At 62.4% G+C, this 14399-nt stretch carries 12 protein-coding genes; 6 read left to right on the forward strand and 6 right to left on the reverse strand.

Annotation, left to right across the window (positions count from 1 at the left end; all coding sequences use genetic code 11):
* Window positions 1-20 precede the first annotated feature (20 nt).
* The 6 genes from JOE66_RS02470 to JOE66_RS02495 all read left to right on the forward strand — a co-directional run bounded on the left by JOE66_RS02470 (window position 21) and on the right by JOE66_RS02495 (window position 7293).
* Window positions 21-1043: an Ldh family oxidoreductase gene (locus JOE66_RS02470; RefSeq protein WP_205106559.1), complete on the forward strand. Its 1023-nt coding sequence runs from the start codon at window positions 21-23 to the stop codon at window positions 1041-1043.
* A complete protein-coding gene (locus tag JOE66_RS02475) occupies window positions 1036-2301 on the forward strand; it encodes an iron-containing alcohol dehydrogenase (protein WP_205106560.1) in 1266 nt (421 codons plus the stop codon). Before JOE66_RS02470 ends, JOE66_RS02475 begins: the two co-directional genes overlap by 8 nt.
* An 11-nt stretch (window positions 2302-2312) precedes the next feature.
* Window positions 2313-3740 carry an NAD-dependent succinate-semialdehyde dehydrogenase gene (locus JOE66_RS02480; protein WP_205106561.1) on the forward strand — a complete coding sequence of 476 codons (1428 nt, stop codon included), beginning with the start codon at window positions 2313-2315 and terminating at the stop codon, window positions 3738-3740.
* A gap of 19 nt (window positions 3741-3759) precedes the next feature.
* Entirely contained in the window at window positions 3760-4854 is a 1095-nt protein-coding gene (locus tag JOE66_RS02485) for a mandelate racemase/muconate lactonizing enzyme family protein (protein ID WP_205106562.1), read from the forward strand.
* Complete coding sequence (locus JOE66_RS02490; RefSeq protein ID WP_205106563.1) at window positions 4851-5801, forward strand: DUF4862 family protein; 951 nt, start codon at window positions 4851-4853, stop codon at window positions 5799-5801. The genes JOE66_RS02485 and JOE66_RS02490 overlap by 4 nt, the downstream gene beginning before the upstream one ends.
* A 130-nt stretch (window positions 5802-5931) precedes the next feature.
* On the forward strand, window positions 5932-7293 hold the full coding sequence (locus JOE66_RS02495; protein WP_205106564.1) for an MFS transporter: 1362 nt from the start codon (window positions 5932-5934) through the stop codon (window positions 7291-7293).
* 101 nt (window positions 7294-7394) lie between these two features.
* Here JOE66_RS02495 and JOE66_RS02500 read toward each other — a convergent pair whose 3' ends face one another.
* From JOE66_RS02500 to JOE66_RS02525, 6 genes are all read right to left on the reverse strand, one after another.
* Window positions 7395-8183, reverse strand: coding sequence for an SDR family NAD(P)-dependent oxidoreductase (locus JOE66_RS02500; protein ID WP_205106565.1), 789 nt, complete (start codon window positions 8181-8183; stop codon window positions 7395-7397).
* Window positions 8184-8273: 90 nt separating this feature from the next.
* A complete protein-coding gene (locus JOE66_RS02505) occupies window positions 8274-9242 on the reverse strand; it encodes an ABC transporter permease (protein WP_205106566.1) in 969 nt (322 codons plus the stop codon).
* Entirely contained in the window at window positions 9239-10228 is a 990-nt protein-coding gene (locus JOE66_RS02510; protein ID WP_205106567.1) for an ABC transporter permease, read from the reverse strand. Before JOE66_RS02510 ends, JOE66_RS02505 begins: the two co-directional genes overlap by 4 nt.
* A 6-nt stretch (window positions 10229-10234) precedes the next feature.
* Window positions 10235-11734, reverse strand: a complete 1500-nt coding sequence (locus tag JOE66_RS02515) for a sugar ABC transporter ATP-binding protein (protein ID WP_205106568.1) — start codon at window positions 11732-11734, stop codon at window positions 10235-10237.
* A gap of 131 nt (window positions 11735-11865) precedes the next feature.
* A complete protein-coding gene (locus JOE66_RS02520) occupies window positions 11866-13032 on the reverse strand; it encodes a substrate-binding domain-containing protein (RefSeq protein WP_205106569.1) in 1167 nt (388 codons plus the stop codon).
* 242 nt (window positions 13033-13274) lie between these two features.
* Entirely contained in the window at window positions 13275-14339 is a 1065-nt protein-coding gene (locus JOE66_RS02525) for a 2,3-butanediol dehydrogenase (protein WP_205106570.1), read from the reverse strand.
* Window positions 14340-14399 lie beyond the last annotated feature (60 nt).

Here is a 14399-nt window from a genome sequence, read left to right on the forward strand (position 1 = left end):
GCTCACTAGTGAACGAAACCGTGACCACCGTCGATGCTGATGTGGTTCTCGAGACGATTCGAGATGCGCTGCGAACCCACGGCGCTTCCGACGATGCCGCCGACGTACAGGCGAAGGCCTTGTTCGAGGCCGAACTCCGAGCGCATCCGTCCCACGGGGTAAGGCGACTCGCTGTCGTCGTCGAACGGATGCGGCGCGGCCTCATCGATGTTGATTCGACGCCGCTCCTGACGTGGGTCTCGCCGGCAGTGGTCAGAGTAGATGGGCAAGGCGGATTCGGCCCGGTGGTCATGAACCGGGCGATCGCTGCGACGATGCTCCGCGCCGATGAGACGGGCATCGCGATGGCGGTGATCGCAAATTCCAGCCACATCGGAATGCTGGCACCCTATGTCGAACGGATTGCCGAACGCGGGCAGATCGCCGTCGTCCTGACCACGAGTGAGGCGCTCGTGCATGCCTGGGGCGGTCGCGAGCCGATCGTCGGCACGAACCCGATAGGAATCGGAGTTCCGACAGGGGGCTCGCCCCTTGTTCTTGACATGTCGACCGCCGCCGTCTCGATGGGAAAGGTGATCGACTACGCAGCCACTAGCCGCCCGCTCGCCCCGGGGTGGGCAATCGACTCCGAGGGTGCTCCGACGACGAACGCCGGCGCAGCACTCGGAGGCGCGATCTCGCCCTTCGGAGGCGCAAAGGGCTATGCGCTCGGAATCACCCTCGAAGCCATGATCGGTTTTCTCACAACGACCTCATTCGGCACAGACATCGCAGGCACCCTCGATGTCGAACTGCCCTCGACGAAAGGTGACCTTCTCATCTGTATCAGTGCTGAACGACTGGGACTCCAGTCTTCACTTCCTCTGCTGGCCCGGTATCTCACGCAGGTGAGAGACAGCGGCTCAGAAAACGGCTCAGTCGATATTCCGGGTGACCGTGCCCGACGCACCAGAGAAGAGAATCTCCGTCAGGGAGTTCTTCTCGACCAGACCGTGTGGGCAGATGCCCTGGCGATGGCCAAAGGAGGGAGCCCTCGTGCCTGAGTTCACTGGCGACGCCTTGTCGATTCATTCGTTCGGTGTCCTGCGACTGCCCGACCGAATCCACTTCGGCGAAGGCAGCTTTGCATCGGTCCCCCGTGAAGCTGTGAGGCTGGGCAGAAGAGTGCTCGTCGTGTGCGACCCGTTCCTTCTCGAGACCGAGGAACTCAGCGGCCTGCTCGAGTCGCTCGCCTCCGAGGGCGCCATCGTCTCTGTCGAGAGTGAGATCATTCCCGAGCTGCCGCTTGACGTCGTCGAACGGGTTTCCGGCCGATGCCGTTCGGCCCAGCCCGATGTGATCATCGGTTTCGGTGGCGGCAGCGCCCTCGACATGGCGAAACTCGTCTCCCTCACGCTTCGCCATGGCGCCCCCCTCACCCAGTACTACGGCGAGAATGCCGTGCCGGGCCCGGTGGTTCCGCTCATCGCGATTCCGACAACGGCGGGCACCGGCAGTGAAGTGACAGGCGTGGCTGTACTCACCGATCCCGATCGGGACCTCAAAGTGGGTATCTCCAGCCCCTACCTGATTCCCCGGATCGCTGTCGTCGACCCACTACTGAGTGTCGGGGCACCTGCACGGGTGACCGCGGCATCCGGTGCAGATGCATTCGTCCACGCAGTCGAAGCGTTCACGGCGGCCGTGCGGGACCCCATCTGGGGAGCGGAGCAACCCGTGTTCGTTGGAAGGAACGACCTCAGTTCACTGCTCGCGTTGACGGCTGTGCGAATCATCTTCGATGCCCTGCCCCGCGCCGTGCGCGACGGGGGAGACCTCGCCGCCCGCCACGCCATGGCGTATGGCAGCCTACTGGCCGGAATGGCGTTCGGGTCGGCGGGTACCCACCTCTCGCACGCCATCCAGTACCCGGTTGGCGCACTCACTCACACCCCGCACGGAGTGGGAACCGGGATGCTCCTGCCTTTTGTGCTCCGGGAGATCCGTGCCAGCGCTTCGGATCGCCTCGCCGAGATCGCCGAGGCGATCGGCGTTGCAACCGGAAATGCCGAGACCTCGGCCGACGCTGCCATCGTGGCCATCGCATCGATGATGCGCGAGATAGGCCTCCCAGCCAGCCTGGCCGAGATGGGTGTCACCGAGGCCGATGTGGCGAAGATCGTCGACCTGACGCTTTCGGTCAAGCGGCTTGTCGCTAATTCGACCCTCGTTCCCGACTACGAATCCATCGCTCGTATCGTCACGGCCGCCTATCTCGGCAACCTGGCCAGCGAGCTCCCCGAGCTCCACACTGCAGGATAAGGAAGGACTTCATGACGTTCATCACTGACCTATTCATCGGCGGCCGTTTCACGCCCGGGGCGACCGGAAGGCGCTTTCCCGTCATCGACCCGGCAACCGGCGACGAGTTGGCACGGTTTGCGATCGCAGACGACATCGACTGCGATGCAGCAGTCGAGGCGGCAGACGCAGCCCTCCCCGCGTGGAGCGCCACCGCTTCTCGTGAGCGCAGCGAGATCCTGCGACGAGCGTTCGAGATCCTCACCGAGGAGAAGGAGCGACTCGCTGAAACGATCGTCTATGAGAACGGCAAGTCGTTCTCCGACGCGCTCGGCGAGGCCGGCTACGCGATCGAGTTCTTCCGCTGGTTTGCCGAAGAAGCTGTCCGCGTGACGGGCGACTTCCGTCTGTCTCCTTCGGGTGACAAGCACATTCTCGTGACGCACCAGCCGATCGGCGTCTCGTTGCTCATCACCCCGTGGAACTTTCCCGCTGCCATGGCTACGCGCAAGATCGCTCCGGCGCTGGCTGCAGGATGCACGGTGATTCTGAAGCCGGCGCGCGAAACCCCGTTGACGGCTGCGTTCGTCGTCGATGCCCTACGCCGCGCCGGTGTGCCTGACGGTGTCGTCAATCTGGTGACCCCGGTGCCGACAGGCCCCGCGGTCGCACGGATGCTCCACCACCCTTCGGTGCGCAAAGTCAGTTTCACGGGGTCGACGGAGGTCGGGCGCGTCATCCTGAGAGAGGCCGCGGACAAGGTCGTGAGCGCTTCGATGGAGCTCGGCGGCAATGCGCCCTTCGTGGTGCTCCCCGGGGCAGATCTCGAAGAGGCTGTTGAGGGCGCGCTCATTGCGAAGATGCGAAACGGAGGCTCGGCGTGCACGGCAGCCAATCGCTTCTACGTGCATTCTTCGCTGGCCGAGGAGTTCGGCGACCGCATGGCCGAGAAACTCGCTGGCTGGAGCATGGGCCCAGGAATCGACAGGGCGAACCAGCTCGGAGCCCTAGTCTCGCTGCAGGAACGCGACAAGGTCAGTGAGCTTGTCGGCGTGGCGGTTGGCGAGGGTGCACGCGTGGTCACGGGCGGAAATGCATCGATAATCGGTGCGTTCTTCGAGCCGACGGTCCTGAGTGGCGTCGCACACGAGAGCACCATCGCGCGCACGGAGATCTTCGGCCCCGTCACGTCGATCATCGCCTACGACGACATCGACGAAGCGGTGCGTATGGCCAACGATACGATCTACGGCCTGATCGCCTATGTCTACGGCGAGACTGGTCTGGCCCTTTCTGTGGCCCAGCGGCTCGAAGCGGGTATGGTCGCTGTCAATCGTGCGGTGCTCAGCGACCCGGCAGCACCATTCGGCGGCATGAAACAGAGCGGCCTCGGCCGGGAGGGCAGCTCAGAGGGCATCCTCGAATTCCTCGAAGAGAAATACATCGGCATCGAACTGTGACTCAGAACGGACACCACTCATGATCATCACGTCTATCGACACCTTTCGTCGCGACGACAATTTCGCACTGGTGCGCGTTCGCACTGACGACGGCGCAGAGGGATGGGGGCAGACCTCTCCTTATCTGGCCAGCCAGTCTGCCGCGCTCATCGAATCGACCGTTTCGACATTCTTTCTCGGCACCAACCCGTGGGACCTCGAAGCGACCATCGAGACCATGGTGCGGGCGACCTGGAAGTTCTATGGCACCGTGCTGTGGCGAGCGCTGTGCGGGATCGACACCGCCGTCTGGGATCTGCTCGGCAAGGCAACCGGCCAGCCGGTGTACCGGCTCATCGGGGGGAAACTGCGAGACAGCATTCCCCTCTATGGGTCGAGCATGCGCAGAGACATCTCTCCCCAGGACGAAGCCGACCGCCTTGTGGGTCTTCAGCGCTCGCACGGGTTCGGAGCGTTCAAGATCAGGATCGGCGACAACATGGGAAGGGACCGCGACGTCTACCGAGGGCGAACGGAGGAGATCATCCGTGTGTGCCGGGAGAGGCTGGGCGACGGTGTCGTGCTGCACGCGGATGCGAACAGCGGATACTCGGTAGCCGAAGCCATTCGGGTGGGGAGGCTGCTCGAAGACCAGGGTTATGGCCACTTCGAAGAACCGTGCCCGTACCCCCAGATCGAGAACACTGCGCGGGTTGCCGCCGCGCTGGACATCCCCATCGCTGCGGGAGAACAGGACCAGCTGCTCGACCAGTTCCACCGAATCATCCAGATGAGAGGGGTCGACATCATCCAGCCCGACATCGGCTATTGCGGTGGAATCAGCAGGGCGCGACGCGTGACATCGATGGCGGAAGCAGCGGGCATTCCTACCACGCCGCACTGCGCGAACCAGTCGATGCTCCAGATGTTCACCCTGCACCTCGCGGTCTCCCAGCCCTCGGTCTATCAGTTCCAGGAGTGGAACATCGAACCCTTCGAGTGGGTGAACGGCTACTTCGATGGACTCCCCGAGGTGATCGACGGCTCCGTCACCCTCACTGAAGATCCCGGCTGGGGGGTCGAGATCGACCCGGATTTCGTTGCGAAAGCACTGAAGACACGGTCAGCGCTGTGACGCGGATCGTCGTGTCGGCCTATAACGCAGCCCCTGCCGGGCTCGACGCCGACACCCAGCTGCAGCACAAGTGGTACAAAAGATTGCGGGACGACCCGCGCATCGGAGGTCTGGAACTCGCCTTCGCTGCCGGGTGTCTCCACGCCCAAGGCAATGCGGCACTCGCTGGCCTGCTCGATCCGGCATGGCGCAACTCCGTCAGCCTGATGCCGTTCACTCTCGCCAGGAACGGTCTGGACCCCGCCTACGGTCTGGCCTCCCTCGACGATTCAGCGCGGCGGGCCGCAGTTGACGACGTTCGTTCTGCATTCGAGACGATCTCAGCGTTCAGGCACGACCATGGCGACGGTTCCATCACGAGCGTCGGCCTGCAGTCGGCTCCCCGTGCTGATCGCTCGAGCCCCGACAGTCTGCGGGAATCGCTCTCAGAGATCACGGCATGGAACTGGGATGGTGTCGGACTCCTGCTCGAGCATTCCGATGCACTCCGCCCTGGCCAGAAGCCTGAGAAGGGGTACCTCGATTTCGATGCCGAATGGCAGATCATCCACGAACTGAACCGGTCTGGCGCCCCGGTTCGGCACCTACTGAACTGGGGGCGTTCGGCGATCGAAGGCCGTTCTGACGCGACACCGCTCGCTCACCTGGCCGAGGCGGGCTCCCAGTTGGGCGCCTACGCGTTCTCCGGGGCTTCAGGGTCTACAAGTGCTCGGAGCGTCGAGTGGCAGGATGTGCACCTCGGCCTGGCTCGGGACGAACCCGTCTCGCTGCTGGACGAGAAGCACATTCGCGACGTCATTCGTGCGCTTCCGAATGATCTTTCCTACCTGGGAGTGAAGGTGGGGGCTGGGGCCGGTACAGCCGGTGTCGACCGGCTCGACCTGGCATTCTCACTGCTTTCGGCCGTCGAACAGGAGGTTTCTGTTTCGGTTCAGCGTCCCGCCTGATGGGCCGCACTCTGTAATTGCTTTTCCCGCAGGACTACCCATAGTCATACCAAGTCCCGTCACGGGGCTCAACACAAAGGAGTGGCGAGTGACTTACACACGAAAAGAAACACCGGCGGGGTCATCCCCGATGGCAATTGATCTGAGTGATTCAGAGAAGAAGGTCGCGATCAGGAAGATCACGATCAGGTTGATTCCCCTCCTCGCGTTGGGATACTTCTTCAATTCACTTGAAAAGACGAACATCGGCCTCGCGGCACTGCAGATGAACTCTGCGCTTGGGCTGACCACCGCGGCCTTCGGGCTCGCCGCCGGGCTACTCTTCGTCGGGTATGCGCTTTTCGAGATTCCGAGCAATCTGGCCCTGTACAAGTTCGGCGCCCGAAAGTGGATTGCCCGCATCATGATCACCTGGGGCCTTGTCGCTGCCGCCACCTCGCTCGTGGTGGGGGAGGCCAGCCTGTATGTTCTGCGGATCCTCCTCGGCATCGCGGAGGCGGGGTTCTACCCCGGTGTGATCCTCTACATCGCTTTGTGGGTGCCCCGCCAATACCGAGGCACCATGCTCTCGCTGTTCGTGCTCGGCGGGACTCTCTCGGCTGTGGTTGGATCACCCTTGACCGGTCTGCTTCTTTCGCCTCCCGACTACTTCGGTATCGAGTCGTGGCGGGCCATGTTCGTAATCGAGGGCATTCCGGCAGTGATCGTGGGCGTTCTGTGCCTGATCTTCCTCACCGACCGGCCCAAGGATGCGAAATGGCTGACGCTGAAGGAGCGCACCTGGCTGTCGTCCGCGATAGATACGGAGACGAGTCAGATCGAGCTCACCCACGGGCCGTCCGGCAGTCTCAAGATGCTCGGCGACATCAGGGTCATCACGCTCTCGGTCATCTACTTCCTTCTCAAGTGCGGTCAGTACTCGCTGATCTTCTTCCTGCCTCTGATCATCGTCGCCTTCCAGAAGGAGGCCGGCACAAAATTCTCGACCCTCCAGGTCAGCCTTCTCAGCGCGATTCCCGCGTTGTGTGCGGTGGTGCCCGCGATACTCTGGGCCAGGCATTCCGACAAAACGGGCGAGAGACGCTGGCATGCTGCGATTCCGGCCATTGTCGGATGCGTCGGGATCACGCTCTCGGCGCTCGTCGACAATCCTGTCCTCATCATGATTTCATTGTGCGTCGCAACCGTCGGACTCACAGCCCAGAGTGCGCCGTTCTTCCAGATGCCGAACTTCTTCCTCACCGGCGCCGCGGCCGCAGCGTCGTTCGCACTCATCAATAGCCTGGGTAACCTCGGAGGCTTCGTCGCCCCGACCATCTTCGGAGCCCTCCGCGATTCCACGGGCGACTACAAGCTGCCCAGCCTGATCATGGGTGCGTTCCTCGCGATCGCTGCGATCATCACCCTGGCGTTGCCGAAGTTGTTCCCCTCGCTGTCGTTGCTCGCTCACAAGGCATCCGGTGCCGGCGCTGGTACCGCGATGAAGCGATAGCTTCTCCGACCGAAAGAAGCTGGCCGCGTGCAGTTCCGTCAAGTGGAACCGGCACACGGCCAGCTTGTACTGGGGAGCTCCGAAAACGGGGCTGCCTGTGGTTAGACGAGCACCATTCCGCCGTCGATCATCATGACCTGGCCGGTCATGTAGTCCGAGTCGGATGATGCGAGGAACAGGGCCGTACCGATGACGTCTTCCGCGACACCCTTGCGCCCGATCAGGTTGGCGCCGGAGAACTCGTCCCACGCCTGGCCGACCTTGGCGGATGCGCCGATCTCGACGAGGTCTTCGTCGAGCTTCTTCCACAAGGGGGTGTCGACGACGCCCGGCGCGAACGCGTTCGAGGTGATGTGGTGTTCGGCCAGCGCGTTTGCTGCCGACTGGTTGAGCGCGATCACGCCGAACTTGCTGACGCAGTACGAACCGAAGTTGCCGTATCCCTGGCGGCCGGCGATCGATGACGTGAGGATGAGCTTTCCGCCGTGACCCTGCTTGATCATCTGTTTGGCGGCCTCCTGCTGGCAGATGAGTGTGCCGAGAGCGTTGACGTCGAGCGTCAGGCGGAAATTGTCCTCGGTGATCTCGAGGAACTTCTGTGGCTTGATCATGCCTGCGATCGCGAACAGCACGTCGAGCTTGCCGAACGCCTCTACAGCGGTCTCGACGGCTTTCGCGACGTCTGCACGCTCAGTCACGTTGCCAGCGATCGAAACAGCCTTGCCGCCCGCGGCGACGATCTCGTCAGCTACCGCCTTGGCGGCGTCGGCGTTCAGGTCGACGATCGTCACACCTGCACCTTCCTTGGCGAGGGCGATGCTCACGACTCGGCCCATTCCGCTGCCGCCACCTGTGACGAGGATGCTGCGACCTTCTACGCGACCTGACATTTTCTTCTCCTTTTTTTGATGGTGAGTGGTTCTCGCCCGGCGTAACCGAAATCGAATACCCGAACTGAACCGTGGGTCGGGATTGGGGGATCAGGCCGTGACTTCGGCGAGCTTGCGTTGTCGGCCTCGCTTGTTCTGTTCGGAGATGCGCCTGATGCCGTAGTCGATGAGCACGATGGCCAGCAGGAAGATGCCAGTGAACAACTGCGAGACAAAGGCCTTCGATCCCATGCCTGCGAGGCCGGAGGCCAGCACGGCGATGATCGCGAAGCCGAGGAAGACGTTCACCATGGTGCCGCGGCCGCCGGAGAGGCTGATTCCGCCGACGAGAACAGCAGCGAGGCCGGTGACCAGCATCGATTCCAGTGCATCGGGTGCTGCTGAGCCGGAGAGGGCGCTGGTCAGGGCGCCACCGACGGCGCCACACCCGGCCGAGATGCCGAAGGCGACGATCATCCCGCGCTTGTAGTTCACACCGGCTGCGATCGCCTCGTGTCGTGAGCTTCCCAGTGCGTAGAGCTCGCGTCCCCACCTGGTTCGAGCGAGGAAAATGCCGAGCCCGATGATGACAACCAGGGCTGATGCGGACAAGGGAGAGAGGAAGAGGAACTTCACCTGGAAGATGTCAGAGGCGAAGATGTCGTCGACACTGATCGCCAGGCCACCGCACACGAGCCACGTCAGCCCTCGGATGAGGATGAGCGTGCCCACGGTGAAGACGAGGGAGTTGATGCCCAGCTTCGCGATCGCCCAGCCCTGCAGCATTCCGAGGAGGGTGCAGCCGATGATCGCGATCACGACGGCCACGATCAGGCCGAGACCCGAGAAGACGACTGTGAGCGCGCCTGCAAGCGCCGCCATCGAGGCGATGGAGAGGTCGAATTCACCGGCAATCATGGTGACAGCGAGCCCTGCGGCGATGACACCGAGTGGAATGAGACGTTCGAGAGACGCTTCGACATGGAAGTTCGGGTAGAGCGCGTACATCGAGATGATTACCGCGATCAGAACCACGAACTGGAGCAGGTACCGCTTGAACCAGGAAAATACAGGATTCATCGGGAAGCCTTTCGCAAGAGGTGAAGCGTGATGACAAGGGCGACGACGACGAGGCCGAGCACGAAGTAGCGTGTGCCTTGGGGGATTCCCGACAGCACCATGATCTGGGTGATCGTTGCAATGAACAGCGCGCCGATCGCGGACTTGACGGGCGAGCCGTCACCGCCGGTGATCGCCGTGCCGCCCACCAGAACAGCGGCCACGACGTTCATCGTGAGTTCGGGGAAGTTGTCCGCCTGGATCTGCAGGGTCTGCGACACCTGGAGGATGGCCGCGACGCCGATGCCGACCGAGAACGCGAGGAACGCCCAGATGGTCGTGCCGGTGGCAGAGATCCCGCTGTTTCTCGCCGTCGCCTTGTTCGCGCCGAGCAGATGCAGGTTGCGGCCGATGAGGGTGTGTTCGGTCAGGAACCATGCGACGGCGGTGAAGCCGATGAAGATGAAGACAGGAAGGGGTACGCCGAAGATGGCGAAGGTGGCAAAGCGACCCATGCTGTTGTCTGCTGCTGCCACCACCTCGCCCTTGGTGAGGATGGCCGTCGATCCGTAGATTATCGCGCCGGCCGCCAGAGTCACGACCACGGGATTCAGGCCCAGTCCGACGATGTAACCCTGGATGAGACCGAGTACCAGGGCGACAACGATCGCGGCGAGGGCGGCCACGAAGATGTTCCCGGTTGCGCTGCCCACCCAGAGGTAGATGACGCCAGAGAAGACGGTGCTGGCTGTCACGGCGAGCGAGAAGAAGTTGCCCGAGAGAGTGACGGCCGTCATTCCGACCGCGATGATCCCTGTGATCGACGTCGCGAGCAGGATCGCCCTGATCGTCTCAAAGGTGAGGAACTGGGGAACGAAGATACTCGCTCCCACGTACACCGCCGCGATGAGGATCGGCAGAGCCGAGTTCCTGATCCCGTTGATCGCCCGGCGCTGGCCCGCACGTTCCTGGAAGCCGGTTGGGGTTGGCTGTAGTGTTGTCGTCATTTTGATTCAGTCCTCACGGTGCATGACTTCACGGACGAGCTCTGGCTCTGTCCATTCGGATGCTGATTTGCTCGACGTCTGTGCTCCTCGGTAATACGTGGCAATCGTGTCGGAGAGGCCCAGGATTTCGTTGGTGTCAGATGAACTGACGATGATTCCGACGCCGCTGTCGCACAGGCGACGGAGTTGGGCGTAGATCTCGGCGCGTGCGCCGACATCCACCCCTCGTGTGGGCTCTTCGACGAGCAGGACACGGGGTCGGATACCCAGCCACTTGCCGACCGCGACCTTCTGCTGGTTTCCACCAGAGAGGTTGCCGACTGGGGTCTGCATGCGGGCGAGGTCGATGGCGAAGTTGGCTGCACTGCGCGTCGCTTCGTCCATCTCCTGCTTGCGGCTGACGAATCCCACGCGTGAGACGCGACGGAGCCAGGGGGAGGAGAGGTTCCGTTTGATCGAGACGCCTGCGAAGATGCCGTCTTTCTTCCGGTCGGGGGAGCAGTAGGCGATGCCGATGACGATGCCACGGCGGCGTCCGCGGAGGTCGATCGGTGAACCTTCGAGTTCGACTGTGCCGGCCAACACATCGGCGTTGCCTGCGATGGCCTGCATGATTTCTGCGGTGCCAGAGCCGAGCTGGCCGGTGAGCCCGAGGATTTCCCCGCGCCGGACCTGCAGATTGACTTCAGATCGCATGCCTGCGATCTTGAGGCCATTCGTCTCAAGGACGACCTCGCCGATACTCGGAGACTTCTCGGGATAGAGGTGCCCGAGTTCGCGGCCGATCATCAATGCAACGACCATGTCGACAGTGAGGTCGGACACGTTTCGCGAAGGCTGGCTCTTGCCATTTCGGAAGATGACCACCTGGTCGGCGATCTCGAAGACTTCGGGGAGACGGTGGGTCACGTAGATGACGCTGCGGCCTTCGGCTGCGAGTCGCTTGACGACGCGGAGAACGCGCACGATCTCTGCGTCGGAGAGCGCGGCTGTGGGTTCGTCGAAGATGACGATCTTTGCGTCTTTGGCCAGGACGCGGGCGATCTCGACCAGTTGCATCTCTGCAACGGTCAGGTTCTCGACCGGGGTGTTGGGGTCGAGGTTTTCCAACCCGACTCGCTCGAGAATGGCTCTTGCGGCACTGTTGAGCTTGCTCGGACTCCACCACCAGGAGGCTCCTCGCTGGCCCAGAACCAGGTTCTCTGCCACCGTGAGCGTGCCGACGGTGCTGAATTCCTGTTGCACCACGGCTATGCCGGCTGCCTGTGATGCGTTCACTGTGGGAAGAACGACCTCTTCGCCGTCGATCGTGATCGTGCCGCTGTCGGGAACGATCAGGCCGGAGATGATCTTGACGATCGTGCTCTTGCCTGCACCGTTCTCGCCGAGCAGGGCCACAACCTCTCCGGGCTTCAGAGCGAGGTTCACGTCATCGAGAGCGCTGATGGCCCCGTACGACTTCGATATGCCTTTTGCTTCAAGTCGGAACGGAATGGTCTCGTTCATGCTTTCCTCCACAGTGAGATTCGCGTTTTTCGGTGCGGTGAGACGGTGAGCCCTCGAGGGGCTCCGCAGCTGGGTTCGGGTAACCCCTGCTGCGGAACCCCTTTCGGGCTGCTGGCTGAGCGCGGGGCGCGTCAGTTTGTTGCGGCGTCACCCATCAGTGCCTGGAAGTCGAAACCCCAGATCTTGAAGCTGTCGATGTTGGCAGCGGTCACGCTCGGGTTCATCATGTACGTGGTGCGGGTGGGGGGCGTCATCTCGAGCTTGGGCTTGGCTTCGTCAGACGCAATCGTGACGGTTCCGGCCGTGACCGAGCCCGTGGCGAGGTACTGAGCCGTGTTGTCGACGATCAGCGTTCCTTCAATGACCGGCGACTGCAGAACAGCCGTCGTGATCTTGCCCGAACGCAGGTTCGCGGTCGACCCTGATGACGTTCCCGTCATGAGGAAGACGTCGGTGCCCGGCTTGAGACCGTTCTGTTCAGCAGCCTGCACAACACCGTTACCCATGTCGTTGGTCTGCACGTAGATGATGTCGATACCGGCCGAGAGGTACTTCGGAATCGCGGTGCTGGCAGCAGTGAAGGCTCCCTGGGCGTCGAAGTTCGCAGCGCCCTCACGACCGAGGTAGTTGATCTTGCCGTCGGTGACCTTCATGAAGGCCGTGTGGCGGTCTTCACCAGCGGCGTAGTCGCCAGATCCGAGCGAGATCTCGAGAACGTTCGGCAGTCCGCCGGGGCCGTGGAACTTGTAGCCGGCCTTCGTCAGGGTGTCGATCTGGGCCAGGGTGTCCTTACCGGCCTGGTCGCCGATTCCGAGGTCGGAGACGCCCGCGTACCCGATCTTGATGAAGGGGTCTGCTGCGGGGTCGATCAGCTGGTTCCACTGCAGAACCGGTGCGACCTTGGAGAGCGCGCGAATGGATGCTGTGGCATTCTTTGCGGAAGCCGGCCAGATCAGCACAGCGGCAGCCTTCTCGCCGGTGGCGAGCCACTCCTGCACCTGCTGGTCTTCTTCGGTCTGGCTGAAGTTGTTCTCGATGATGCTCGAGGTGTAGCCGAGGGTCTTCGCTTCTGCTGCAGCAGCCTTTGCTGCGGCAGCCAGGTAGACGTTCGACGTCGAGGGCATGAAGATCTTGATGAGCGCGCCCTTTCCGTCGAGGGTGCCTGAACCCGAGCCCGCTGCTGCAGTGCTCGAGCTTGACGATCCGCCCGTGCTGCAGCCTGCGGTTGCGACCGTGAGGCCGGTGATGAGGGCGGCAGCTGCCACTGTCTGCCAACTCAAGAGTTTCCGAGTGCGCATTTTTCTGTGCTCCTTTGCATAGTGTGTGATTGCTTCATCGGTGCTGACTGCGCAGTGTTCTGAATGACTGCGCTGTCGTTTGGGACGCGAAACGTTCGGCTCCGGGTGATCTTTCAAAAAGATCGAGTCGTGCTCGTGGTGCTTCGCGATCGCCATCCTGCTGTCAAAATCCCGTCGCCCCGTGCGAATGTTCAGTATCTGCACAGGGCGACGGAGATCGGCAGGGTTCGTCGTGTGAACGACTACGGGTGAACGATGATCTTGACGTTCTCTTCTTTGTTGTGGATGAGCTGCTTGAAGCCCAGCTCGACGACATCCTCAACCGAGATGCGGCCGGTGATGTACTGTTCGACGTTCTCGATACGCCCTTCCTGCAGGAGTTTGATGACGGCAGCGTGATCGTTCGCGTAGGCGCTCGTTCCGACGAGGTTGAGTTCGCGCATGGTGAGGCCGAAGAGGTTGACGTCGGCGTTGTGGCTCCAGATGGAGACATTCACGACCGTTCCGCCGCTGCGGGTGGAGTCCATTGCCGCCTGGAGGGCCGGTGAGGCAGCGACGCACTCGAAGGCAACGTCGGTTCCCCGGCCGCCGGTGAGCTCGCGGATGGTCGCGACCACGTCTTCAGCTGTGGGGTCGATGACGCGCGTCGAGCCGGCTGAGAGAACCTTCTCCTTGCGGATAGTCGAGATCTCGACGTTGTAGATCGTCTCGACACCGATTGCCTTGAGGATCAGGGTCACGAAGATGCCGATTGGGCCAGCGCCGAACACGACAGCCGTGTCCCCGGCCTTTGCCCCAGAACGCCGAACGGCGTGGTGCGCCACGGAGAGCGGCTCGACCAGCGCGCCGACCTCGGTCGAGAGCTCACCCAGCGGGTGCACCATTGCTGGGTTGTTCACCACGACGTACTCTGCGAAACCACCGCCCCAGCCGGAGAGACCGTAGTATCCGGCTTTCGGGCAGAGGTTGTACTGCTCGCCGCCGAGGCAGTATTCGCACTCGCCACACAGGATGTAGGGCTCGAGGGCGACTCGTTCGCCGACCGTGAGCCCGGTCACGCCCTCGCCGAGGCCAGCGATCACTCCGGCAAGCTCGTGTCCCAGAACAACGGGGGTCGTTTCACCGGTCAGTGGGTGTGGATGCCCGGGCTTAGGGCAGAAGATTGCGCCTTCTTCGAACTCGTGGAGGTCGGTGCCACAGATTCCGGTCCATTCGACCTTGATCTTCACGCTCCCCGGAAGCAGTTCCGGCTCCGGGATCTGTTCGGTGCGGATGTCCTCTTTGCCGTAGAAGCGTGTTGCTTTCATCAGCCATATCTCCTTTGATTGGGTCTTCGGCTCTCGCACGATGTCGTCTCGCCACCTGCG

The organism is Subtercola frigoramans (assembly GCF_016907385.1).
Taxonomy (GTDB): Bacteria; Actinomycetota; Actinomycetes; order Actinomycetales; family Microbacteriaceae; genus Subtercola; species Subtercola frigoramans.